The sequence below is a fragment of the Paenibacillus sp. SYP-B3998 genome (assembly GCF_010820665.1).
Classification (GTDB): Bacteria; Bacillota; Bacilli; order Paenibacillales; family NBRC-103111; genus Paenibacillus_E.
Window position 1 is genome coordinate 26,694 of the sequence record NZ_JAAIKC010000022.1, and the last position, 23,001, is coordinate 49,694.

A 23,001-nucleotide genomic window follows, 5' to 3' on the forward strand; every position below is an offset into this window, starting at 1 on the left:
CACTTCCTTAGCTTAATTGTTTTGCAGGAATATCTCGAATCGTCTCCGATACCCAACTCCCACCTTTTAGTATAGAAACCACTATCGTGACTAATTCCTCACCTGTACTGGTAATTGAAACGTTATGGATAAAAATGCGGGTATTAGCTGGAATTGTGTAACCAGTTGAAAGTGTTACGGGGTGCGGAATCGTAAAGAATTGTCCGATTTTATTTGCAAATTCAGGGGTTCTGTTGTAGTGATAGTCAAGATATTGATTATGATATACATTTGGATATCCGTAAGAATTTTGATACATAGATGCTCTCCTCTTTTCTAAATTAATTATTTTTGTTTTTACATACTATTCATTGAAATTTGTATAGGTGCATGTTCTGGAAATGTACGCTTCAAACAGCCCCCCACCTTGTTCATCAATTTGAGGGCATATCTACGCTGTAATCAGGAATTGAAAAATGCGGCAAGTCAATGGCAGCGAAGGCGACCAAGGCAGCAAGCTGTCAAGCACTGGAACTTTTGGATCGGAAGCTGAGAGAGTTGCTCGAACAGGTACATCATGTATTTGAACGGGTTCCATAATACAATAACCAACACATCGATCATACTAAATACAAGTAACCTTGCGTTTCTCAATTTCCTTCTGAATAGGCTTATAATCGTAGTAGATCATATTAGTTAAATTAACAATACCCAATCCTCGCTCCTCTATGTTCGAGTATATATGCGAACTCATATCTCCGAGTATATGTTCGCATGAAAAAACCTCCACCGCTGTGGGAAGAGGTCACCAAAATGCTTGCTATCTATGCTTAAATGCAACAGAATGGAAACGTAGAATTTTCCCCTGCTCATCACGAATATTCTTATTTATAGTTGTCTTAAGACCTGGTTGAAGATAGGGTTTACCCCTGCAGGCTAATTGTTTGCGGTAACATATCAACTGCCCTGAGGGTTCAAGAATTTTAGTATCCTATCTGCTTGGTTGACAATTAGGTGGCCCGTATCAGGCAGCAGCTCGATCCTAGCTTGTTGTGCAAATTGTTTAAGTCGCTTAATACTCTTGCTTGCAGGTATTAATTGATCAGAATCGCCAAAAAGCATTAAAATCGGCATAGTTAATTGATAAAGTGACTGATCACTAATTAGTGGCATTTTTGCCGTTCGTGGTTTGAAATATTTGAATGTAAGTGATGCGAATGTAAGACCTTCTCCCAATCCGGATAACGATGATGAAGAAATCTTACCACCCACTAATTTGAGTGTTTGTAGCTGACCCCATTTTCCAAGTAGTGAGAAAAAAATTGCTTTCCATAGGAAACTGGCTTTTTCATGTGCAAGCCCTCCGGGACAAAGCAAAACCAAATTATCAACCTTATCCGGATAGGTGGTGGCGAAACTCAATGCCATCCAGCCACCTAATGACATAGCTACAATTGAACACGTGCTTAATCTAAGTGCATTTATTGTTTCATTCAACCATAGAGCATATGCACCGCTTTCGTAGCTTGGTCGGCTTGCCGCTGATAATCCTGCTTCTCCAATAATGTCGATTGCAAAGACATTGTAGGTTTTAGAAAGAGAAACTACATCGCCGTACCAGGTGAAAGAATTCGATACGCTTCCATGCAGGAGGATCAGCGGGGGATTGTCCTTTGATCCAGACTCTATGACAAAAGTCGGTCCAAGACTCGTCTCAACTTCGTATTGGTGGTTTTCCACTGGCCAGCTAGCGAGTATTTTTCGGTACTGTCCTAAAACTTCTTGTTTGCCTACTTCTGACTTATATATATTTCCCATTATATCTCGCCTATCTTTCTATTTCAGAAGCCATTTTTCAGCTTCTTCTTTACTTTCATACAATCTAAAATGATTGCCTGTGTTCGTTTCCATAGCCATTTCTTTAAATCTGCCTTTTTCAATTGTCTCCTGAGGAATAATAGCACCAGCTTTTATACCATAGTTTATAAATTTCTGAATAATATTACCAGCTACTTTGGTTTTAAGTTTGAAGAAGTCTTCTGATAAGGCTGCATAGTGTATCATAAGCGCATTTGTCTCATGTTCCCAGCATAAAGATATTAGATCAAGTGCATCATTCTCTGTATTTAAAGGTTCAGTAGTAGAAATGAGTTCAATATATTTTTTACTCTCTATTTCTCTAATTTGATAGTTCATTTGTCTTTTTCCTCCATAACTTCATTTGCAAACAACTTCTGACGGGTTTCACGGACCCAATTAAGTTCATTATTATAGGTTGAAATAATGTTTTCTGAAATCATTTCCCATATTAAGCTTTCCCTAGTGCTTCTATTAGGTGAATGAAGAGCACGTCTGTATTTCTCATTCTGCATAATCAATTGCAGTTTGATTTCATTTTCATATTTTGAGAGTACCTCACTTAATTCTTGATTACTTAACATATCTGACCATGCAAGCTGCACCAAAAATGTTTTTTTTATCTCAGGAGCTTCTGGTGATGACACAAGCCATTTTTTTAGTTCTTTAAGTCCTTCTTCTGTTATGGTATATATTTTTTTTGAAGGAGAGCTATCCTGATGGACCACTTCACTGGTAACAAAATCTTCATTTTCCATATTCATTAGAGCTTTGTAAATTTGATTATTATTACCGGACCAATACATGAAGGAGGAATCTTCAAAAATCTTTTTTAGTTCATATCCTGTTGAGGACTTCCAACTCAGTATGCCTAATATTGCTAATTGGATTGACATAATTACACCCCGTTATAAATAACATAGGTTAACAGTAACATATGTTATTATGGTGGTCAATCTAATTAACTTTAATTGACATGCTGGTAGCTGACAAACTAGGAACAGCATTAAGCTTAACGGGCAGTATAGTTGAAAAAGGAATTTAAATTTAAATCTCGAATATCTAATGTAAATCGGATAGCTAAAAATTTGATGACAGACAGGAGTTAGATACGATGATAAAAGGCTTCGGAGGAATATTTTGGAGAACTAAGAATCTTGAAGTTATAAAAAAATGGTACAGTGAAGTGTTGAAGATTGAAATAGAAAATTGGAATGGGACTGTGATAAAACCCCAATTAGGAAATGAGACTATCTTTTCTTTCTTTACCGAGAATGACAGTTATTTTCCAACAGAACAACAAGTGATGTTAAATTTCCAAGTACATAATCTAAACGAGACTATTAAGCATCTTGAACATATTGGTGTACCTCTTGCAAAGAAAAAAGAGATTAGTGAATTTGGAAAGTTTATTTGGATTGAAGATCCTGAAGGTCGACTGGTCGAGCTTTGGGAGAAATAACAAGTTGTAATTCATTTGCTATTGAGCTAACGTGGAACGTTAGTTCAATGACAACAGCGGTGGAGCAAGACTTGTTTTTCAAGTCTTGCTCCACCGCTGTTTAATTTTTTTCCAGTATAAAACTTAAAATTAGTTTCATTTAGATCCCCACGCCCTGCCGTTTCAAATAATTGGAGGGCAGTCATCTCAATTCGCGATTTGAGCTGCTCTGTTGGCGTACCGTACTTTATGGACATTTGCTGTTCAGTCTCATTGAACTCTACTTGGGCTCTCATACTTTCGGCTACGAAGCGGAGGGGCACATAGGCATGTCCGTTATAGTTAATAGCTTGAATAGCATCAGATGCATATACAGCCGTAGAACAGGTAATACCGGCACCCAAAACCAATCCAATCACTATTTTTTTCAATGTATACTTCTCCCTTCTAAATAAACTCAAGCCCGACGTGGGCCTTAAGCGTACTCATCATTCATTTGTTCCGAATCAGTGTCATCAAATTGAAATGTTATGCTCGAGTGCGCTAGCCTTCGTACGGCATCATTGAGTTGCCTAAGTGTTCTTATTCGTTAAGCAGAATTGTTATAATTATGACATTCATTTCAATAGCAAAAAATTTATCGCCATAATAATACTCCTGTGGTTTATTAGCCGATCTTTCATATAACGTCATATTCAGAACCTTCACAATACAAAATTAATCGTGAATAAATAATTCGCCAGAAACAGATTATTACTTTTTTTTGTTAAACCGATTACCCCACATTACTGCCCGTTACTTGAATGAACAAAACAGAACTGCTGCGAGGCAAGCTCCTTCACTATCGTTCTCCATAGTCCCGATGGAGTTTAACAACATTTACTGATTTATCTACTCTTAGATAACTCTTCTATTTTGAGGCTATTTTTAATATACTATCTACTGACAATATCTTTATTTATGGAGGGAAGTAGTATGAGAGAATCTGTTGTACAAAGACAATTACAAGCATATAACGATAAAAATATTGACTTATTCATGGGATGTTATAGTGAAGATGTTAAAATATATGATTTTCCTAATACACTTACCATAGAAGGACAAGAGGCCATGAGAGAGCGCTATCATAAATTGTTCGAATCATACCCTAATATGTTAGCAACTGTTGATAAAAGAATATTTCACGGAAAATATGTAATAGACCATGAAGAAATAACTGGAAGATTAGAAGGTGCCATTATAGAAGCAGTTGCAATGTATGAAATAAAGGATGATCTAATTACAACGGTTTGGTTTCTTAAAGGTGATTAGTGAAAATTAAAAAAACAGGTGGAGAAGATGTATACAATGCTTCTTCTCTATTGCTCCCCTTCGGTTGCTATCCTGCCCATTGAGCAAAGGCTGCCATAATGGCAGCGCTCTGTTGCACTATCGTTCCTCGTTAGCTTAATTTAACAGTGCAATGAAAATTTTATTTAAGACGTTCTTCAATACGATGAGTTACATACTCGATCCATTCTAATGGGGTCATTTCAATGTAATGAAAATAGATTTGAGTATTATCCATTACAAAGAGTTCTTTGTCAGTTTGTGTCTTTGTATGGTCATTTAAAAACTCAATACAACAATCGTAAGTGATTTTAATCCATTTCTCACTTTGTTTGTTAAGGTATGAACCTAAAGCCTCTTCAACAGAGCCCATATCTTGGTGGAAATTCCCAAAAAATAAAATTAATTTGCATTCTGAATCCAAATCTTCTAAGACATTATGATCTTGGAAATTATCGAAATTTACCATGTAGACCTTTCCGTTTTTTCCATTTCTTTATCGTTCATATCGCCATTATCCTTGCCCCCTTTATATGACTTGGATCGAAAAATACCGACCCACTTTGAAATCCATTGTCAAGATAAAAATGGATTGGCTGGAGAGGGTGAAGGATGCTTTGGAGAGGATCGAGAGTCCCAAGGAGAAACAGATGATACGAATGGATAGGCATGGCATGTGCCGAATGCGGATTATTAAGTCGAATTTTATGGTTATAAATTACGGAACAATTTCAAAAACAGTACCTAGGTTAAAATCAGTTACTTTCATAGAGCCATAAACCCCTAAATATAGTCTGGATTGGTTCAGATTCGTTCCCAAACTAACATAATAAGCTGATTGAGGCCCAAAATTATAATCAGTTTCAATAACACTAAAATCATTTAGTTTACAATCCGTTCTTACCCTGGTATAAGCTAAAACCCCTCTAACCGGAAGTTGAGATTCTTTAGCCCGAGCTAGATCGGTAAACACAACGTTTCCCGTTAAATCGGGGATTCCATTTCCCATATATGGCTGGACTCCTGTAAGTGCAGTTGCTCCAAACTTATCGGTTCGGGGATCTTTATGAAAATAACTAGTTAGAGGCTGAAGACGCTGCACTGAAGTTTTTACTGCTTCATCGTAATAAGCAATTGTTTTCTCATCCAAAGCCGGATTTGCAGAGCAGCCTGTTATTATCGAAGTAGGAAAAGCGCCTTCCCACCCTCGCCAGCCAAAGTTAATAATTCCTTCTTGGTCAGGTTCAGAATTCATTAAAAAAGCTTGAATAAGCTGAGTAACCGGTATTGGTTTATAATGAATGAATGAAAAAATCGACTCTACGAGATCCTGTCCGACAATTCCTACGTATTTGATATACTGATTATAAAACCTTTGAAATGAAATGCCTGGTATATTGCGAACTCCTTTGGCAATTACCGTAAGCGTTTCCTGAATAGGTACGGGTAGCTCATTAAAACGTGTAACTACGGGCGGACTATCGATAAATGTATTCTTAACGACATCAATTTCAATTATTTTACCTGCGATTTCCATTTCATCTTGACTTAAATTAAATGGATCATAGCCTGATCCGCCATCTCCGGTTGTTAAAACAAGTTTTCCTGTTTCAGGTGAAAAGTTTAAGCTATTGACACCATTATGATTTAAAAATGGTCTTCTTATATTAAGTAATGTCCGCCGTTTTTGAGGTTGACCATTCGATTGTAGAGTCCATTCTTCAACTGTATCAATATGATCATATTGAATTTCTCTATTTATCCACTTTAGGTTTAAGGTTCTAGAATCACACGGGTTAGGCTTAAAAGATTCAAAAGCACCTGGAAGAGCGCCTGGACCTTGGGTTCCAGCTACTGAATAATGGAGATAAAACAGACCGTTATAATAAAATTCGGGATGAAATGCTAGCCCTAGTAATCCCCGTTCATCATATCCACCACTAGAGACACCTAGTTTTATGATTCGTGGACGAATATCTAAAAAAGTCCTTATAACCCCGTTCCCTATGTAAAAGATCTCTCCTACCTGGGTTGCAAGAAATAATCTTTCAATTGAGTCACCCGGAAGTATAGTTGTTTTCATAACAGTTGGTAAATTTATCTTACTTACAATGGGCCGTAAACTAACCTTAACTTTTATCAATTAACTTTACACCCCTTCTTATTGTTTTCATTTATAAGAATATGGTTAGAACTGTTCTATTAGTACCAAATTAGGTTTGGAATGGTTGGGGACAATGATCTCGTATAACAAGCGAAGCTATGATACGACTACAAGGAAGAATATTACGCTAATCTAATCTGCCTTTAGCTTAATAAAAACAAGGAGCAGTTGCCGCAGGCAATAACTGCTCCTTGTTTTATTCAACTATATGTTCTTATGTTCTTCTTCCCTCATTTTAAGGGTTTAACTCACGTAAACTCAGTTATTCGCAGGATTTCATCACATTGTAATGCTACCTGTTATAGGATCATTTTCTTATCACAAATAGGGATTCGGAGAATGTTCTTGATATTGCCAATTTACCCGCGGCTGAGGCATATTCGGAGTTGCAGTTGCTGGCATTTCCGAATAACTCTTTTGACACATCATATTTGAGATACGAGGGATATTGACCGTTTCCCCAAGTCTCAATTGGTTTGGGTTAAGATGCGAGTTAGCTTCCTCTAGAATGGTATGCGGAATGTTATATTTGTGTCCTATTGAAGCTAACGTGTCCCCAGATTGGACTTGGTGCTGCCCGAAGAACATGTCATCCGATTCTCCGTCTCTAAAGAAGGGAAAGAAGAATGGGGTAAAGGAGAAGAATGGGAACAAGAAACGGTTAGGAAAAAAGGGATGGGGAAATGGTCGAAAGAAGGGTCGGCCAAAACCACCGACTGGAAAAAAACCGCGATCCATAAAAAAACCTCCTAATAAAATAGTCATTTGACTATATAGGATATTGCTTTAGATGTGAAATGTGACAATCAAATTAAATATGGGTGAGAAATGGATGGGAATTCTCGTTCTTTTTTTGAGGGAATCAATACCTTCTTCCGTGAAAAACTTCATGTCTTCTCCACTATATAATACCAAAATTCCCGCATCGTTCCTGTAACTTTCATAATACCTCCGTCGGGAATGAGATAATGTTCTTGTCACCCGAAATTAATGTCATGTTCATGTCATGTGTTGTCGGATGACTATTATTTTATAAGGATTCCTATCAGGGGAGTTTTGTGTCGATGTACATCTAACGACTTAATCCATGTAATTTCCCGAATTCCTCATCCAAAAACATAGCAAAAAAGCGACCCTCGCCGTCCTCATCAAGACGGGAGAGTCGCTTTCTCCTTTATTTGGTATTTCCGTTATCGATCAGCTTGGCCTTTTCCAGCATTCGTTGCACAATGGCCGCAGTCTCCGCACGGGTGATGTCACTCGCCGGATTCAGACCCGTCTCGGAGCCCTTCACCAATCCGGTCTTCACCATTGCCCCCACCGCTTGCCTCGCCCATGCGTCTACTTTCGACGCATCTTCGAACGGAGCAAGCAGGGATTCCGCTTCCGAGGCGCTGACGCCGATCTCTAGTCCCGTCAGCTTCATTGCACGCTCGATCATCACCATTGCTTCCGTGCGCGTGATCGTCTTCGACGGACGGAACGTTCCGTCCTCGTAGCCATTAACAATACCGTACTCCAGCGCTTTCGCCACCGCCCCGGTGTACCAGGTGCCGGACGCTACATCGCCGAACGCTGCGGTTTTCCCGTTGGCCGAAAGTCCCAACGACCGTACTAGGATCGCCGCGAATTCCGCACGCGTAATCGCCTTATCCGGACTATAACGCGTCTCATCCGTTCCGTTCACGATCATCCGCGACGCCATATCGTTCACTGCGTCCTTGGACCAATGACTCTCTACATCCGCAAACGTCATCGGATGCCAGATCAGCGTGTACGTGCTGTTCGTCAAACTACTTACGACCGCGTAATACTTCCCGTCCCGAGCTGTAAGGTAGGTCGGTACATGATACACGGTGCCGTCTGCCTCCAGAACGGTTGCCGTTGTCACCTTGCTTGCATTCATGCCGCTTGGCAGCGGTATTTCCCGCTGAACATACGCGCTGAACTTGTCCACGTCCACTTTCTTGCCGTTGTACGAAGCGTTCACCGTGAAGTTGATCGGCGGTAGCGCAACGCTGAACTTTCCTTTTTCCGTCGCTTTTTCAATAAGCTTAACCTGCGCATCGTCGCTTTTCGCAATGTCCACTTGCAATACGATATCCGACAGCTTCACTTGCTCGCCCAGTTGCGCCGATAAGCGGTCGATCGCAATCTGCGACGCCGGAAGCTTGTAATTCCCGTTAGACGTTTGCACTACCAATACCGCCTGCTTGTTTTCCAGCGCTTTCACCGCATCCCCGGTCAATACCACGGACACTTTATCCGCGCTCGTCGACGCAACCGGAATAATCACGACCGGCTTGTCTCCCAGTTGTATGAGCTGCGCCGCCAGCTTGGCTGCGTCCACCTTCGCGGTTAGCACCGTTTTCCCGTTCTCCTTCGTCGTAACGCCTGTCGCAATCTGATCATACTCTTTGCCGTCTACGATCATTTTGAACCCGATTGACGTTTCGGGGCCGGGCGAACCGGACGAACCGGACGAACCGGAAGAAGGATTGGATGGTTTCGATGAGTCCCCTTTCGGCGTTGCGCTCACTTCATTGGAATTGGCGCTGACTCCATCCGCTTTGCCTGCCTGGACAGCGAAGTAATAGGTCGTGCCGTTGGTCAGACCTGTGACGGTATAGGTTATCCCTGTAACCGTTGCTGTCGGGAGAACGTCGTACAACCCAGTTTCCGCTTTTTGATAGATATTGTAATAGGTAGCTCCCGTTACACTATCCCACTTTAACGCCACTTGGTTCTTGCCAGCGATTGCCGTCAGATTCGTTGGGGCTCCCCATTCTCCCGATGACCCGCCTGCCACCATCGCCTTCGCCTGGCCGAATCGCACCATTTTCCCACCGGCGTCCACTTCCACGACGGCGATGTTATCGCCGCTCGCCGCCGCAACAAGGCCGTCTGTAAGCAGAGCGGCGTAGTCCGTTCCGATGCTGCCTCCCACGCTCGGCGCCTTCACCTCTGCGCTCTTAAAGTTTTTGTACTTGAACGTGTTTCCCTCTCCAGCCGTTTCCTTAACGCTCACCTTCGTCTTCCCGTCCGTGCCTGCGCCCGTCGGGCTGCTCGTCGTAACCGTCAAATCTGCCGTCAAACTTACCGCTTCCACCAGATTAGAGGCCATTCTGTAGCCTGTAGCAAAATTGGCGCTCAGGCGGAACTGATAGTGTGTATTGCCTGTCAATGGATAAATCGTTGTCCGCGTTTCATTGGCAGTCAAGGCTTTTTTGCTCCAGATTTTTCCGTCTTGCGACCATTCAAGCTCGAGATCGGTTGCCCCCTCTACCTCAGGCCATGTGACGGTCGCCTGGTCTGCAGTTGTCACAATTTGCGGGCTGTCCAAGGTGAGTGAAAATTTTTGCACACGGCGCAGCATGGAATCATCTACATAGATATTTCCGGCATTGTCGGCGGCAACACCGAATGTAACCTCAAATTCTCCAGGAGCTGAGCCTTCCTTGCCCCACATCCTGATTGATTTCCCGTACGGATCAAGCACTTGTATTCGATAATTCTTGGTCTCCATTACATGCAGATTTCCGTACTGATCAAAGGTGAGCGCTTGTGGAAAACTGAATTTCCCGGGTTCGGCGCTTTCCCCCTCTCCCCATTGTCCAAGATATTGACCCATGGCATCGAATTTCTGGATACGAAAGTTGCCCGGGTCAGCGATAAAAATGGTGCCATTGCGATCGATCGCGATGCCAGACGGCGCATTGAATTGCCCGGGTGCGGTTCCATGCGCTCCCCATGTGAGCAAAGTTTGTCCCATCGGACCATATTTTCGTACCTGATGCAATCCGGCATTCGATACATAGACGTTACCTTCCTGATCGACTGCCATCCCCAATACACCAGCATTTAGAAAATTAGTATCATCCCAATGCCTCAGTTCGATGCCGTCTGGCTGAAATACCCGAATGTTGCCTTGCCCATTATTTACATAGACAAGCCCACTACGATCAACCGCAATCGCCCGTGGCATTCCGAAGATCATTCCGTCAATATCCCATGCTTGGATAAACTTCCCATTTGATGTGAATTTCTGCACACGGCTGTTCATTGTATCCGCTACGTAAAGATTTCCTGCTTGATCAATCGCCATCCCTTGGGGAAAACTAAATTGCCCCACTTCCTCGCCATCTTCTCCCCATTGACTAAACACAGGAGAAGCGAACGTCTTCTCTCCATATCCGACGAACAACGCGGACCCCATCACAGTAGCTGATAAAACACATTTCAAAAATAATGACTTGCTTTTCTTCATTGTCTCACTTTCCTTTTCACTATTCTTGTTGTCATAAATCAATCTGTAGCGGTCAAACCTGAGCCTTGTTGCTCACATCTCCTCTCAAAATGGCTCGATTGATTGATAAAGATGATCATTCTCGACATTCTCAAAAAAAAGAGAGAATGATTTCTCTTTAAATAGCTTTCATTTACGATAATGATATTCATTATCAATTAAGTAATACTGCTTATAGTAGCAATAAAACAAATTTCTTGTCAATTCAATTATTTTATCAGTGTAGTCTTCTGTCCTATTCTGATAGTTTGAATGATGTCCCTATAAGGTAAAAACGGATGTAGGTGACTCGTACCAGTTGGGGGAATTAAGAGCTTGAGCATTACAAAAAACGTGGTCAGTATCTAATGAATCTGCGTTACCTGACACGCCAATATGAGTCATTGACCGGGATGTATGTTCAGGCAAAGCTACAATTCCAGGCTGTACTGGATCAGGTTTTCTCAGAGTATCGTGACGTGTTTGGCGACCTTTATTCGAAGGTGTCTCTTCGTTTCCTGGCTCTATATCCAACATCCCAATCGGTGCTAGCAATGTCACAAGAAACCGTTACAGCAAAAATTCTGCGGCTTGTTGGGCATGTCATCACTAACAGATGGTCGCTAGAGAAGACACAGATACTAATAGCAGCGGCTAAGCGAAATCCCTTCAAGAAGACTGCTTTTCCGAGTCATTTAATCTCGCTCGAGCTGCTCATTAATTTACTTCTTTACTTTCAGAATACCTCCGTCGGGAATGAGATAATGTTCTTGTCAAAATCGGGAATGGGATAAAGTTCCTGTCAATTGGCCGTGACAAGAACTTTATCCCATAACGCAAAAAAACCGCGATTTACGCGGTAAACGACACAAACATTGTCCCTAATTACTTCGTATTTATTTGAGCAATCGTTCCTCGTTTATTTTTAGCTCATCAGCGTAATCGTGAACTGAGTTTCTTAGTGATACTACTTCTTCTCTGCTAATTCCGCATGCTTCTAGCATAATATATGCACTTTCTTTACTTTTTGCCCCTAAGGTCGTTCAGATTTAAACTTTCCTAAATACTACTACCGCTAGACTTTATTTCTCCGATTTTAGATAAAAAGTAATCCTTTGTAATTGCATCGAAACTGAGGGCAGTTCTGCCACGCGGCAAGCTCCTCCAACTTCGTGTCACGCTAGTTCAATGACTTATGGTATAGTTCACCTCGCTGTTTATAACGGCAAGTTTTAAAGATCCCCCCATTTGGCAGTAACAACCGACTCAGTGCTCGGGATAATAAAGTATATCCAAAATTCGATACCATATTAACCCAGAGCCAGTGAGATAAATCACTCCCACTTGGATGCAGAATATTGTATGATTGTCTAGTCGTACAATTTTCGGTGCGACCTACATCTACGACATTGGGGGCAGAGAGTTTCATGCAACAACAATCGCAAACTGTCAAAATTACGAACGCCGATCCGTCCGCTATCGGACTATTTGGTCTTGCAATAGTGACCTTGGTCGCATCATCACAAAAATTAGGGATAACCTCAGGGGTTAGCTACCTCATCCCATGGGCTATTTTTCTGGGAGCCTTCGCCCAACTGTTCGCCTGCATCAATGATTCCAAACGTAACAACGTATTCGGCACAACCGCTTTCGGCGCATATGCTTTTTTCTGGTTTTCCGTGGCCGCGTGCTGGATGATTAAAGCCGGTATTTTTGGAGCTCAGCTCGCCTCCGCTGCCGATCCGAAGCAATTGGCTATCGCATATGCCGGCTATTTGATCTTCACGCTCTTCATGACTATCGGAGCGCTGGAGACGAACAAGGTGCTTTTTACGATTTTCGTATTGATCGATTTTCTGTTCTTCGGCTTAACTCTCAGCACATTAGAAATTGCGACCGAGCTGAACCACAATATAGCAGCTGTGGCCGAACTGCTCATCGCTCTGTTATCGTTCTATGGTTCGGGCGCTGCCGTGCTGAACGCGCACCTCGGATATGTCATATTACCGGTAGGTAAACCGTTCGGAATTATGAGAAAAAAAACGACCTCATCTGCTAAGGAAGTCCTTCATCACTAATCCGTTCGATACGACCTCAACAACTAAAAGGAGCTGTCCGAAAAGTAGTTTTAACCAGCAGTGACAGTAGCGATTTGCAAAAAATCATCTCATAAAGAGCGAGTATTGGTGAGATTTCCACCAATACTCGCTCTTTTTTCTTCACCGTTGCCCTTATAACCAAAAAATCCCGTAAAAGAGTTCTTGTTCTGACGTTCTGGGGATAATTGGCCTATCCCAACCCCATGTACGTTTCTCTCCAAAAAACTTGCCGTTACTTATGATACGGTTCTCCGCGCTGTCTGTAACGGCAAGTTTTAAGGCCATCCTTCTCGGATGGCCCCCTTTGAGTTCGTTTCTTCAACTATAGTTTCCCGTTAGTGCAATGACATATCTTAATCAGCGAGAGCACGTTTTATGTTCGCCTTTGCTTCATCAATTAACCTCTCATCATTATGATCAATTGCCTGTATCATGATTAAAATGGGGATATATATGGCAATCAATCGAGCTAATATCTTTGTTTCTTCATCAACTTCTCCATATTCTTTGAAAAAGTTTGAACGCGCATCCGGAGGTAAAAAGCTATACACAACATTCAGGTCACAAGCAGGATGTCCTATGTTGATATCTCCCCAGTCGATAATGCCTGAAACTTTTCCATTCTCATCTACCAGCATATTTTTAAAATGAAGGTCGCCATGAAGGAATGCATACTTTTGCTTCACTTTTTCAATTTTAAGTTGTTCCAAATAATTCGATAAAGCATGATACTCTTCTTCACTAAAATGAAGGGCAATGTCGGAAAGGAATTTATGCATCTTTTCTTTACGCATCGCAATATCAGTCAGATTTCTATGATCATGTTGAACTCCATTTTCTTGGGCGATTTGCAAAGGGAATGTATGTAAGCTTTTTAGAAATATCGCGAGCGTTGATGCTGAAAGCGCACGTTGCTTGTCAGTTAATCCGATTGGAAACTCTCCTGATAAATAGGGGTAGCCTAGGAAGGGTGCTGGATAACCATAATCCCCTACCCCAAAAAATAACGGTATCGAATATGCAATGGAAAAATAGTCTTTAAGTTTAGGCAGTATCTTTCCTTCCATCCTTAAAGAATTAATTGCAACTTCTCTTCTTGGAAATCGAAATACATACTCGGTCCCAACAAGATAAACCGTGTTATCCCAGCCATAACCTAGTTTTTGTACGCTTTTTGAAGCTAACTGTGGGAACTGATTGCTTATTAATTTATGCGCTAATTTTTCTGATACTTCCCATTCTGCATCCCATTGATTCGAACTTCCCATATCCTTTTTCGACTCCCTTGTAAAATAAAAATCTACTCTCCTGACCTTGACCCATTTACCACATCATACCATGGATTTAATCACTATTATCCTGCCTGTTAGCTTAAACCCGGTTCAAGCAATATTTGGTACATATATTATATTCGTGATCTAGGTCAAGACCCCTTTTCGAGGGGTCATTTTCTATTCCAGGAGGTGTGTAGATTGAGAATCATCAAAACGAAGCAGGACATTCTCATTTTGCGTCGCGCGGAAGTACTTCCGGCGGAATTTCTCGACCAAGTCGAGGACTTTTTCCTGCAACTAAGGGATGAGCTTGATGACGAAGACGAGAACGAATTTTGTTTGAGCAGGCATGGCTACATCGTCGTTCTCGAAACGGGAGACAACGTCCGCGGTCTCGACAGCGTCGGGCTGAACCGCAATAACGGCGGACTGCTGGGCAGTTGCCCCGAGTACGTCGAACTGCTCGACATAGGCGAAGGACTCCAGGCGTACAAAATCGCGGTAATGTACGACAACGATTACCTGATGACGTTCTTCACGCAGACTGGAGCGCACGACGAGGAGGTGGAACAATGGCTGAAAGACCAAGCGGAAAGAAGCTGAAGGAAAACGAACTGGTTCTCCAGAAGCTGAAAGAGACCTTCGATCGGAACGAAAACGTCACCGTCGACAGCAACGGGACGAACGTCTGGGTCATGCTAGTAGCGGCGGAACCTCTCTCCGATCTTCTTGCAGAGAACCTCCCGCACCCACTGTCTGGTCGAAAGCCGACGCACCGCGTCCGCGTCGTCCTGCGAACCACTGACGCCCAAGCAGGAACCAACCCGTACGTTGACGGCTCCGACTTCTTCCTCGCAGTCGACGAGCAGCAACAGACGGCGGACTTTGTTTGGGAAGAAGAAAGTTTCGGGGATGCCCCTCTCTTTCACGGCGGAGACGTAGCAAGCGCCGACCGCTGGGTGAAAGAACTGGGTGAGCCGTTTCACGTACAGCTCAAAGACCCGTTTTTGACCCGTGAGTAACCTCTCGTACGAAAGTTGAAAAAGTTCAACTTTCCCCCGTACCTAGCCCCGAAACGTTCCGCCCTGCTGCACTTCCAACCGCCACAAGGGTTTTCAGCCGCTCTCCTTCCGCCCTGTCCTGCCCTGTCGCCAAAACCAAAAGAAGGCACAAAGTGGCTGTGCCGTCTGAAAAAAACAAGTTTTCACCAAACGTCGCTCACAACTCGAACCAAAAGTGCCTTACTCGACGCACTTCTAAGCGGCTCAAGGCATTTGCACTGCCCTGAAGCCACACTCAACCGCCCTTTCCTTAGCCCGTCCACAAAGTGCGGCTCAGTTCGCCTAAAGGGCGAATGTCGAAACGCTAGAAATGCATACCCTGCAAGAAGTTTACCCAACAGGGCGGCAGGGCTGCTCACAGTCGGAACCCCGACAATGACATGCTTGATTTACTGCACTTCGACCGATCGTCGAGCGCGACTTCGAACACTTTCAGTACAGACAACCGAAAGGAAGATGGAAAATGTTGACCATTATCATTGGAGTTATCATCGTGTTAACGATTGCGGGACTTTGGCTCAGAGGAATTTTCATCATGGCCTGGATTGGGCTTAAGTTTTTGTGGGACGTAATTACATTCCCTATTGCCCTCATCTATAAAATCGTCAAATTTTTCACTAGACGCAAAAAGGAGCAGAAACAAGAAGCCTAAAAGGAGGAGCAAGCACTTTGAAGCTCAAACAAGACACTATCACTAAACTGCTCGCCTGGGTGTACGACAAGTCCGTTCAAGGTGGCATGCCCAAAGCTCAGTCCGCTGCCGAGTTGGCCGCAGAGTACCAGACACGTGACGGGACGCTAACCGAAAAGGTCAACGCCCTCATCCGTGCCCAAAACACGAAGGCAGCGGCAGCAGGCTTTTTGACTGGTGTGGGAGGAGTGGTGACGCTCCCCGTTGCAGTTCCGGCAAACATCATAAGCTCCTTCTACCTCCAGCTTCGCATGGTTGCAGCAATCGCCATCCTGGCCGGTTTCGACCCGGAAGATGACCGCGTCAAGGCACTCTCCATCGCTTGTCTGGCGGGTAACGCAGCCAAAAGCATCCTCAGGAACGTGGGCATCGTCGTAGGTACGAAGCTGACAGAACAGGTTCTTGCCAAAATGTCAGGCGAAGTGACCAAGAAGGTAGGACAAGCAGTTGCCATGAAGCTTGCGGCGAAACTGGGCCAAAGCGGCGCGACCACCGTAGCCAATGTCGTCCCCGTGGTCGGCGGCGTCACGAACGCCCTGTTTGACGGCATCACGACCAACATCGTCGGGAACGTCGCACGTGACACGTTTGTCGGCAAAGCCTAAAGAAGACGCCCTTCGGGACACCCGAGGGGGGCGTTTTATTCACACAATGTTCACATTTTGTTTGAAAAGCCGGGAAGCCGTGGACGTCCAGCCTTAAACCTTCGCGACCTACAGAATAGCATAGGAAAACGAAGAAAATGGAGGAAAATCTAAGATAACCACGTGTTTTTTCGTCACTTCTCCTCACACCTTTTCCAATGAAAATCAGCATTCAAAACTTTTTGCCGTGGAAGTCCACCGCGAAAACCGTTACAAATACCGCCAACCAAACCTGTTGACCTCCGTCTTGAAAGCCGAATTTGCCCGATTTCGGCAAATGACAGTCTCCCTCCGCGTCCCGTACAATGGGAACCACTCCAAACAAAAAAGGAAGTGGTTAACATGGAAACCGACACAAGACAGCTTGTTGCCAAAGCGCTGGAGCAGTTCACGTCCGGCCAAGACAAGGGCGCTCCGTTCGAAAGAGACGTGCTGCAAGCATTTCTGGATACTCGGAACGATGACCCTGCCGAGTTCCAGCGGCTGAAAGCGATGGTCGAGGACAGCGGTGTGTCAAAACGCGACCTCAACGACGCTTTGAGGCTGCACATGGAAGCCGCCGCCAAGGAAGCAACGCCTTCGCCTCTTGGCGGAGCCGCCCTGTCGCCGGAACGAATCAAAGAACTCGAACGCAAAGGCTTTGACTGCAACCCCGTGAAGGGAATCACGGACGTCCACCCCAACCTGTTCGCCAAGCACGTTCTTCGAACGCTCGAGTTGCGAATCACCAAGGGCGAGCGCTTCTTCCTTTACGAGCACGGCGTTTGGCGGCCGTTGCCCGACAAGCAACTGCACCGCATGCTTTTCAGGATGATCGAGGAAGAACAGCCGGGCGTCTGGCGACCGGCGTGGGAGAGTGGCTACATGGCGACGCTGGCGCGGCTCGCCAAGCACGTTGCCGAGTTTGACGCGAACAAAGTCCATCTCAACCTGACGGACGGGATGTTCAACACCGAAACGTTCGAGCTTGAGGAACACAACCCGGACTTTCACTCCAGCATCCAAACCCCCATCGAGTACGGCCCAGACGCGCAATGCCCGAGGTTTCTCAGGTTTCTGAACGAAATTTTTCAAGGAGACCTGCAGGTCATCAAGGTCGTTCAGGAAATCATGGGTTACTGCTGCACGGCAGAGACGAGGGCCCACAAAATGTTCATTTTTGTAGGCATCGGTTCAAACGGCAAGTCTGTGTTGCTCGAAATCATCGAGCACTTGTGCGGCAAACAGAACGTTTCCCACGTGGCGATGAACGAGTTGAGCCAACCGTTTAGTCGCGCCGAACTGGTCGGAAAACTGCTTAACGTGTCGTCGGAAAACGAGTTTAGTGAAAAAGGGCTAAACACGCAGCAGATCAAAAGCATCACAGCAGGCGACATGATTCGGGTAGAAAACAAGCATGAGAAGGGGTTCAGCTACCGCCCGGTCTGCAAGCTGTTGTTTGGCATGAACGCCCTCCCGACCACACTGGACAAGTCACACGGGTTTTTCCGTCGCTTGGTCATCGTTCCGTTTCAACGGGTGTTCAAAGGCGCGGAAGTCGACAAAATGCTGGTGGAGAAGCTGCTGGAGGAACTGCCGGGCATCTTCAACTTCGCGATGGAAGGGCTTCGGCGCTTGAGAGAGCGGAACTTCGACTTCACCGAGTCCAAGGCGATTTCACAGGCGATCAGCAGCTACAAGTCCGAGCAAAACCCGGTCATCCCTTTCGTGTCCGACTTCGTTGTTCAAGGAACCGAAAGCGAAAGGGTTGGGAAAAACGAACTGTTTGACCGCTTTCAGACGTGGTGCAGGCAACAAGGAGAAACGGACTTTGCATCCAAATCCGCGCGTGACCGCAGAGTGTTTTGGTCAGCCTTTCGAAACGCGCTGCTGGAAGCCGGACTTCCCATGCCGGACGAACGACCCTCGGACGGCGTTCGGTACCTTTACGGCTTGACATTGTTGAAGGAAGCAAAACAGGGCATGACTGACTTGTTCGAGGACGTTGCAGGTGACGCACCTCCGGCCACAGCAGTAGTAGACCAAACAGAAAGTGAGGAAACTCCGCATGACCAAACGGAACTGGCGCGAATCACTGTCGGTGGCAAGTTCGAGGAAATTTTCGAGCACGACTCTGAGGAACTGCTGCTTGAAGAAGATGCTGACGACGGTGGAGACTTGATGTTGCGCGGCACGGACTTTGAGGAAGCAGAGCGGGAAGCGCTGGAGGAAGCTTTCGACCACGAAAGCATCCAATTCGATCTCAACTACTTTCCGGTCAAGTTGTTCCATGGACTTGGCTTCAACGAGTGGCTGGACAGCAAGGCGGAGCGTTTTGACTTTGACGACTACCGCTTTGAGCAAACCTGCGTCGGCAAGTACGAGTTTGTCAGCTTGGTAGCGGCTTTTTGACGCACTGCCGCCCTTTTCGCCTTCGGCACAACAGGCTCAAGAAAAGGTCTTGTTCTGGCAAGTGAACTCCTGGCGTACTCCAACGCACTGCCCGGATGTTCGCTTCACCGTCACAGTTCGGGTCAGGGCGACTCAAGTGCGGCTGACTTTCCAAGCGGTGCAACAAAGGGCGACAGGGCGGCACTTTTTCAGTACCGCCCCTCCCCAACCACTTCACGAAAAAAAGGAGAGACACCCGATGCAACTGACCGTTGCCGACAACTACCAAACCACGATCGAGATTCTTGCCGCGCTCGTCAAAGACTACCTTGCCAAACCGGTAAGACGCGTTGCTCTCGCCAAAGTCGACGAGCAGATGTTCCTGCTCGTCAGCGCCGCTCTGGAGCTAGAAGACGACGAACAAGCCGAATTTGAACTGACCGCCGAACTGCTCGGGACGCGGGAGTTCAGACGAATCGCATAGAACAAGGAGGACTTGAAAATGGCTTCGACAAAACAAAAGACACAGCCCCTCAACGTGCTCAAAAATCTCTCCGCTCCGACAGTTCTGCAAGTCGTCTCGTACAGCCGCGTGTCAACCGAGGAACAGGCGGAACTGGGCTTTAGCATCGAAGCCCAAATGGAGGAAATTAGAAACCGCTGCAAAGCTGAACACAAGGTCGTGTTCAAAGAGTTCGTTGACGCCGGAATCTCCGGCAAGTCGATCGAGAAGCGTCCGGCGCTAATGCAGCTTTTGCAGGACATTGAAAGCGGCAAGGTGTCGGAGCTTTGGCTCTGGAAAACAGACAGGCTGTCGAGACGGCTTTCCGATCTCCTGCTCATCATGGAACTGCTTAAGCGCCACAATGTCACGTTGCGCTGCGTGTCCGATGTCGAGTTCGACCAGACCACTTCCTCCGGACGAGCCATGATGCAGATGATGGGGGTCATGGCAGAGTACCAAAGGAACATCATCGTCGAGAACGTCAAGATGGGCATGAAGCAGCGAGCCAGAAACGGGAAGTGGAACGGAGGTCAAGTGCTGGGGTACGACGTCGTTGAAGTTCCTGCAGGAAGCGGAAAAGAGTCGCTCTTGCGCGTCAACCCGATCGAGGCCGAACTTGTTCGGAAGATTTTCCGCATGTACGCCAGCGGCCAAGGCCTGAAGGGGATCGCCAATCAGTTGAATCACGAAGACAAGAAAACCAAGCTGGGAAATGCTTTTAGCAGCGTGGCTGTCAAGACCATCATCAACAACCCGGTGTACGTCGGGAAGATCAGATACAACGTGCGCGAGAACTGGAGCGAAAAGCGGCGCAAGGGCATCAACCCAAACCCGATTGTCGTCGACGGCGAGCACGATCCAATCGTTTCTCAAGACCTCTGGGAAACCGTCCAGGCCCTGTTCGCCAAAAAGTCGTTCTCCCCTTCTCGCGTCTTCGACGGCACTTACCCCCTGACGGGACTCTTGAGGTGCCCACAGTGCGGGACGACCCTGGGAGCGCACCGCGTCCGCGACACGCTCAAGGACGGCACTGTGGTCAACCGAAGGTACTACGTCTGCAACAACTTCCGAAACCGTGGAAGTCGAGTTTGCAGTTCAAACTCCGTTAAAGCAGACATGGTCGAGAGCTTCGTCTTTGAGAGGCTTGCTGAGGCTGTCCAGAAGCCAAAGATACTGGAGGACGTCGTCAAGAAGATCAACAAAGACCGAACGCTGCGTGTGGCACCGCTCCATAAGGAACTGGCAGCGATCGAAAAAGAACTGGCAGCGGTCGATAGCCAGCGTAAGCGGTTCTACAAACTGTTCGAGATGAATGGAGTGGACGACGAACTGTTTGTCGAACGGTTGAGCGAGTTGAAAGTCCAGCAAGAGCAGCTTTCGCGACGAAAGGCCGAAGCTGAGAGGCAACTGTTAGACAGCACTTCCGACCCCGTCCCGCTCCAGCAAGTTCAGCAGGCGCTCGCTCAGTTCCAAAGCCTACTCGAAGAAGCGCCTCCCGAGACGCAGAAGACGCTGCTCCAGACCGTGGTCAAGCAAGTCCACATGAAGGACAGGCGCAAAGTCGCAGGAATTGAGCTAGAGTTCGACCCGACTGTCCAGAAGCATTTTTTTGAACTGGCCCCTTCCGCCAAAACGGCGGAGGGGGCTTTTGCTTTCCGCAGGCAAAAGTCCCCCTCCAGATACCGCATCGTTCTGTGACCTCAAAAAGCTCGCAGAAGCCCGTTTGCGCCGACTTTGACGCCAAGTGTGACACTTCCCCGACCCACGGCCCGCAAAGCGCATTTCCAAGCTTGTTGCGAGATTTTCCAAAAAACTTGCCGCTACTTATAAAGCCGATCCATCCTTCACTCCTCGAGGTTAGCGACATATCCGGCACGGAAACTTTCTCTCGGTCAAATATCAAACTAAACACCTCTGGCAAATCAAAATGCGACACAATCTATCAAATATATGGATTATTTTCCAGCTTGGAAGTAATATATAACTAGGAAAATCATTTAGGAGGTAGGGACATGGCTAGATGCACAGCTCCAGTAAATGGACATCGCTCAGCGAGTGCCGCAGCCAACTGCCCAGCGTGCGCTGGGCGTTATGGCCGCAATAGTGGTTACAGTGGCTTCAGTTCGTACTCGCCCTCGTCTTACTCCCCGTCCCTGAGAAGTGGGGACGCCCGAAGCAGCAGCGGAGGTTCCAGCCGCAGTTCAAAGCCGCGCTGGTCGGGAGCAGGTTCATCCGTGTGGTACACGCCTCAACAAATTCGGGCACTCACACCAGTCCGCGACATCGTCGAAGACCTGGCAAAGAAGCAGCCTAACCTTCGGGACGTCTTCCTCTGCCATGCGTGGGATGACCGGCAGGGGGCCGCCAAGGAGTTGCACGATCTGCTTGAGTCACGTGGTGTCTCCGTCTGGTTCAGCGAGAAGGACGTTGGCCTCGGCGTGCCGTTGCTACGCGCCATCGACAAGGGCTTGGCGAACTCACGAGTCGGGATTGTGCTGGTTACCCCTGCACTTCTACGCCGACTTCCAAAAGAGGGCATCGCCGACAAAGAACTTTCGGCACTCCTCGCCCGTGAGCGGCTCGTTCCGATTGTACACGAGACAACGTATGAAGCTCTCCGCGAAGTCAGTCCCTTGCTCGGATCACGAAGTGGCCTGGACACTGCAGAAGAGCAATGGCAGACGTCGCGGCCAAGCTCGCAGAGCTAGTCGCCCTCTAAGCTCTGTTTGCCTACCTGAGCTGTGGCGATAGGGTCTTCTGTCAAGACAAAAGTAACAAAGAAAATCCACATGAAGGACAGGCACAAAGTCGCTGGAATCGAGCTCGAGTTTGACCCGACAGTCCAAAAGCATTTTTTTGAGCTGGCCCCTTCCGCTAAACTAGCGGAGGGGGCTTTTGCTTTCCGCAAGCAAAAGCCCCTTCAAGGTACCGCCTCTTTCTGTGATCCCAAAAAGCTCGCAGAGGCCCGTTTGCGGCGACCTTGCCGTCTAGCGTGGCCCATCCCAAACCCATGCACACCAAAAGCGTCTTTCCAAGCCTGCTGCGAGATTTTCCGAAAAAACTTGCCGCTACTTGTGGTACGGTTCCCCTCGATTGATCTTCAACAAAACTGCCCATTACTTGAACAGGCTGCCAAGTATGCCGGCAGCCTGAGTTATTTTTGTGCTATCGTTCACCGTTAGTTTAGTAATGTTTGCTTCTTATGTGACTTTAATTCTTGATCGATAATTTTTGAAGTAATAGCTCTCCAGCAGATTTAAATTCTTTATTACTGCTTATAAACTCTTCAACTTCTGATAATT

22 protein-coding genes are annotated in these 23,001 nt (G+C 46.0%); 12 read left to right on the forward strand and 10 right to left on the reverse strand.

The features are described 5' to 3' along the window. Positions 1-7 precede the first annotated feature (7 nt). From GK047_RS27750 to GK047_RS29945, 4 genes are all read right to left on the reverse strand, one after another. Positions 8-298 carry an NADH:ubiquinone oxidoreductase gene (locus GK047_RS27750; RefSeq protein ID WP_163953828.1) on the reverse strand — a complete coding sequence of 97 codons (291 nt, stop codon included), beginning with the start codon at positions 296-298 and terminating at the stop codon, positions 8-10. Positions 299-936: 638 nt separating this feature from the next. Beyond that, a complete protein-coding gene (locus GK047_RS27755) occupies positions 937-1,797 on the reverse strand; it encodes an alpha/beta fold hydrolase (protein ID WP_163953829.1) in 861 nt (286 codons plus the stop codon). Between the two features lie 18 nt (positions 1,798-1,815). Next, positions 1,816-2,175, reverse strand: coding sequence for a DUF4180 domain-containing protein (locus GK047_RS29940; RefSeq protein ID WP_163953832.1), 360 nt, complete (start codon positions 2,173-2,175; stop codon positions 1,816-1,818). Beyond that, entirely contained in the window at positions 2,172-2,732 is a 561-nt protein-coding gene (locus GK047_RS29945) for a PadR family transcriptional regulator (RefSeq protein WP_163953834.1), read from the reverse strand. Before GK047_RS29945 ends, GK047_RS29940 begins: the two co-directional genes overlap by 4 nt. 218 nt (positions 2,733-2,950) lie before the next feature. On the opposite strand from GK047_RS29945, the gene GK047_RS27770 reads away from it, so the two are divergent. Next, entirely contained in the window at positions 2,951-3,298 is a 348-nt protein-coding gene (locus GK047_RS27770) for a VOC family protein (RefSeq protein WP_047685110.1), read from the forward strand. A 44-nt stretch (positions 3,299-3,342) separates the two neighbouring features. Here GK047_RS27770 and GK047_RS27775 read toward each other — a convergent pair whose 3' ends face one another. Further along, positions 3,343-3,708: a stalk domain-containing protein gene (locus GK047_RS27775; protein ID WP_163953836.1), complete on the reverse strand. Its 366-nt coding sequence runs from the start codon at positions 3,706-3,708 to the stop codon at positions 3,343-3,345. A gap of 544 nt (positions 3,709-4,252) precedes the next feature. Here GK047_RS27775 and GK047_RS27780 point away from each other — a divergent pair. Beyond that, a complete protein-coding gene (locus tag GK047_RS27780) occupies positions 4,253-4,588 on the forward strand; it encodes a nuclear transport factor 2 family protein (RefSeq protein ID WP_163953838.1) in 336 nt (111 codons plus the stop codon). 160 nt (positions 4,589-4,748) lie between these two features. Here GK047_RS27780 and GK047_RS27785 read toward each other — a convergent pair whose 3' ends face one another. From GK047_RS27785 to GK047_RS27800, 4 genes are all read right to left on the reverse strand, one after another. Further along, on the reverse strand, positions 4,749-5,075 hold the full coding sequence (locus GK047_RS27785; protein ID WP_163953840.1) for a contact-dependent growth inhibition system immunity protein: 327 nt from the start codon (positions 5,073-5,075) through the stop codon (positions 4,749-4,751). A gap of 249 nt (positions 5,076-5,324) precedes the next feature. After that, the gene (locus GK047_RS27790) at positions 5,325-6,749 is read right to left on the reverse strand and encodes a PQQ-dependent sugar dehydrogenase (RefSeq protein ID WP_163953841.1); all 1,425 of its coding nucleotides are present in this window, start codon (positions 6,747-6,749) and stop codon (positions 5,325-5,327) included. A gap of 339 nt (positions 6,750-7,088) precedes the next feature. Further along, on the reverse strand, positions 7,089-7,508 hold the full coding sequence (locus GK047_RS27795) for a LysM peptidoglycan-binding domain-containing protein (protein ID WP_163953843.1): 420 nt from the start codon (positions 7,506-7,508) through the stop codon (positions 7,089-7,091). 436 nt (positions 7,509-7,944) lie between these two features. Continuing rightward, positions 7,945-11,037 carry an S-layer homology domain-containing protein gene (locus GK047_RS27800; RefSeq protein WP_163953845.1) on the reverse strand — a complete coding sequence of 1,031 codons (3,093 nt, stop codon included), beginning with the start codon at positions 11,035-11,037 and terminating at the stop codon, positions 7,945-7,947. A gap of 386 nt (positions 11,038-11,423) precedes the next feature. Between GK047_RS27800 and GK047_RS27805 the strand changes: the two genes are divergently transcribed. Together GK047_RS27805 and GK047_RS27810 are read left to right on the forward strand one after the other, a co-directional pair. Next, positions 11,424-11,849, forward strand: a complete 426-nt coding sequence (locus tag GK047_RS27805) for a hypothetical protein (protein ID WP_205517015.1) — start codon at positions 11,424-11,426, stop codon at positions 11,847-11,849. A gap of 633 nt (positions 11,850-12,482) precedes the next feature. Then, entirely contained in the window at positions 12,483-13,133 is a 651-nt protein-coding gene (locus tag GK047_RS27810; protein WP_163953864.1) for an acetate uptake transporter, read from the forward strand. A 374-nt stretch (positions 13,134-13,507) separates the two neighbouring features. Here the strand turns inward: GK047_RS27810 and GK047_RS27815 are convergent, their stop codons facing one another. Beyond that, positions 13,508-14,422, reverse strand: a complete 915-nt coding sequence (locus GK047_RS27815) for a phosphotransferase (protein WP_163953846.1) — start codon at positions 14,420-14,422, stop codon at positions 13,508-13,510. Between the two features lie 204 nt (positions 14,423-14,626). On the opposite strand from GK047_RS27815, the gene GK047_RS27820 reads away from it, so the two are divergent. The 8 genes from GK047_RS27820 (at position 14,627) to GK047_RS30465 (ending at position 22,407) form a co-directional block, all read left to right on the forward strand. Beyond that, a complete protein-coding gene (locus GK047_RS27820; RefSeq protein WP_163953849.1) occupies positions 14,627-15,031 on the forward strand; it encodes a hypothetical protein in 405 nt (134 codons plus the stop codon). Further along, entirely contained in the window at positions 15,001-15,450 is a 450-nt protein-coding gene (locus GK047_RS27825) for a hypothetical protein (RefSeq protein ID WP_163953851.1), read from the forward strand. Before GK047_RS27820 ends, GK047_RS27825 begins: the two co-directional genes overlap by 31 nt. Before the next feature lie 502 nt (positions 15,451-15,952). Then, positions 15,953-16,141, forward strand: coding sequence for a hypothetical protein (locus GK047_RS27830; protein ID WP_163953853.1), 189 nt, complete (start codon positions 15,953-15,955; stop codon positions 16,139-16,141). 17 nt (positions 16,142-16,158) lie between these two features. Further along, positions 16,159-16,785 carry an EcsC family protein gene (locus GK047_RS27835; protein ID WP_163953854.1) on the forward strand — a complete coding sequence of 209 codons (627 nt, stop codon included), beginning with the start codon at positions 16,159-16,161 and terminating at the stop codon, positions 16,783-16,785. 381 nt (positions 16,786-17,166) lie between these two features. Then, a complete protein-coding gene (locus GK047_RS27840; protein ID WP_163953855.1) occupies positions 17,167-19,215 on the forward strand; it encodes a DNA primase family protein in 2,049 nt (682 codons plus the stop codon). Positions 19,216-19,453: 238 nt separating this feature from the next. Further along, positions 19,454-19,678: a hypothetical protein gene (locus GK047_RS27845; protein WP_163953857.1), complete on the forward strand. Its 225-nt coding sequence runs from the start codon at positions 19,454-19,456 to the stop codon at positions 19,676-19,678. Between the two features lie 18 nt (positions 19,679-19,696). Beyond that, entirely contained in the window at positions 19,697-21,397 is a 1,701-nt protein-coding gene (locus GK047_RS27850; RefSeq protein ID WP_163953859.1) for a recombinase family protein, read from the forward strand. A 536-nt stretch (positions 21,398-21,933) separates the two neighbouring features. Further along, on the forward strand, positions 21,934-22,407 hold the full coding sequence (locus GK047_RS30465; protein ID WP_481856063.1) for a toll/interleukin-1 receptor domain-containing protein: 474 nt from the start codon (positions 21,934-21,936) through the stop codon (positions 22,405-22,407). Positions 22,408-23,001: the final 594 nt, after the last annotated feature.

What these genes read in the sequence shown, in the direction of transcription:
- GK047_RS29945 (WP_163953834.1), bottom strand. Translation starts at nt 2,732, where the DNA reads ATGTCAATCCAATTAGCAATATTAGGCATACTGAGTTGGAAGTCCTCA.
- GK047_RS27750 (WP_163953828.1), bottom strand. Translation starts at nt 298, where the DNA reads ATGTATCAAAATTCTTACGGATATCCAAATGTATATCATAATCAATAT.
- GK047_RS27780 (WP_163953838.1), top strand. Translation starts at nt 4,253, where the DNA reads ATGAGAGAATCTGTTGTACAAAGACAATTACAAGCATATAACGATAAA.
- GK047_RS27805 (WP_205517015.1), top strand. Translation starts at nt 11,424, where the DNA reads ATGAATCTGCGTTACCTGACACGCCAATATGAGTCATTGACCGGGATG.
- GK047_RS27755 (WP_163953829.1), bottom strand. Translation starts at nt 1,797, where the DNA reads ATGGGAAATATATATAAGTCAGAAGTAGGCAAACAAGAAGTTTTAGGA.
- GK047_RS27825 (WP_163953851.1), top strand. Translation starts at nt 15,001, where the DNA reads ATGGCTGAAAGACCAAGCGGAAAGAAGCTGAAGGAAAACGAACTGGTT.
- GK047_RS27810 (WP_163953864.1), top strand. Translation starts at nt 12,483, where the DNA reads ATGCAACAACAATCGCAAACTGTCAAAATTACGAACGCCGATCCGTCC.
- GK047_RS29940 (WP_163953832.1), bottom strand. Translation starts at nt 2,175, where the DNA reads ATGAACTATCAAATTAGAGAAATAGAGAGTAAAAAATATATTGAACTC.
- GK047_RS27830 (WP_163953853.1), top strand. Translation starts at nt 15,953, where the DNA reads ATGTTGACCATTATCATTGGAGTTATCATCGTGTTAACGATTGCGGGA.
- GK047_RS27815 (WP_163953846.1), bottom strand. Translation starts at nt 14,422, where the DNA reads ATGGGAAGTTCGAATCAATGGGATGCAGAATGGGAAGTATCAGAAAAA.
- GK047_RS27850 (WP_163953859.1), top strand. Translation starts at nt 19,697, where the DNA reads ATGGCTTCGACAAAACAAAAGACACAGCCCCTCAACGTGCTCAAAAAT.
- GK047_RS27795 (WP_163953843.1), bottom strand. Translation starts at nt 7,508, where the DNA reads ATGGATCGCGGTTTTTTTCCAGTCGGTGGTTTTGGCCGACCCTTCTTT.
- GK047_RS27770 (WP_047685110.1), top strand. Translation starts at nt 2,951, where the DNA reads ATGATAAAAGGCTTCGGAGGAATATTTTGGAGAACTAAGAATCTTGAA.
- GK047_RS27785 (WP_163953840.1), bottom strand. Translation starts at nt 5,075, where the DNA reads ATGGTAAATTTCGATAATTTCCAAGATCATAATGTCTTAGAAGATTTG.
- GK047_RS27840 (WP_163953855.1), top strand. Translation starts at nt 17,167, where the DNA reads ATGGAAACCGACACAAGACAGCTTGTTGCCAAAGCGCTGGAGCAGTTC.
- GK047_RS27845 (WP_163953857.1), top strand. Translation starts at nt 19,454, where the DNA reads ATGCAACTGACCGTTGCCGACAACTACCAAACCACGATCGAGATTCTT.
- GK047_RS27800 (WP_163953845.1), bottom strand. Translation starts at nt 11,037, where the DNA reads ATGAAGAAAAGCAAGTCATTATTTTTGAAATGTGTTTTATCAGCTACT.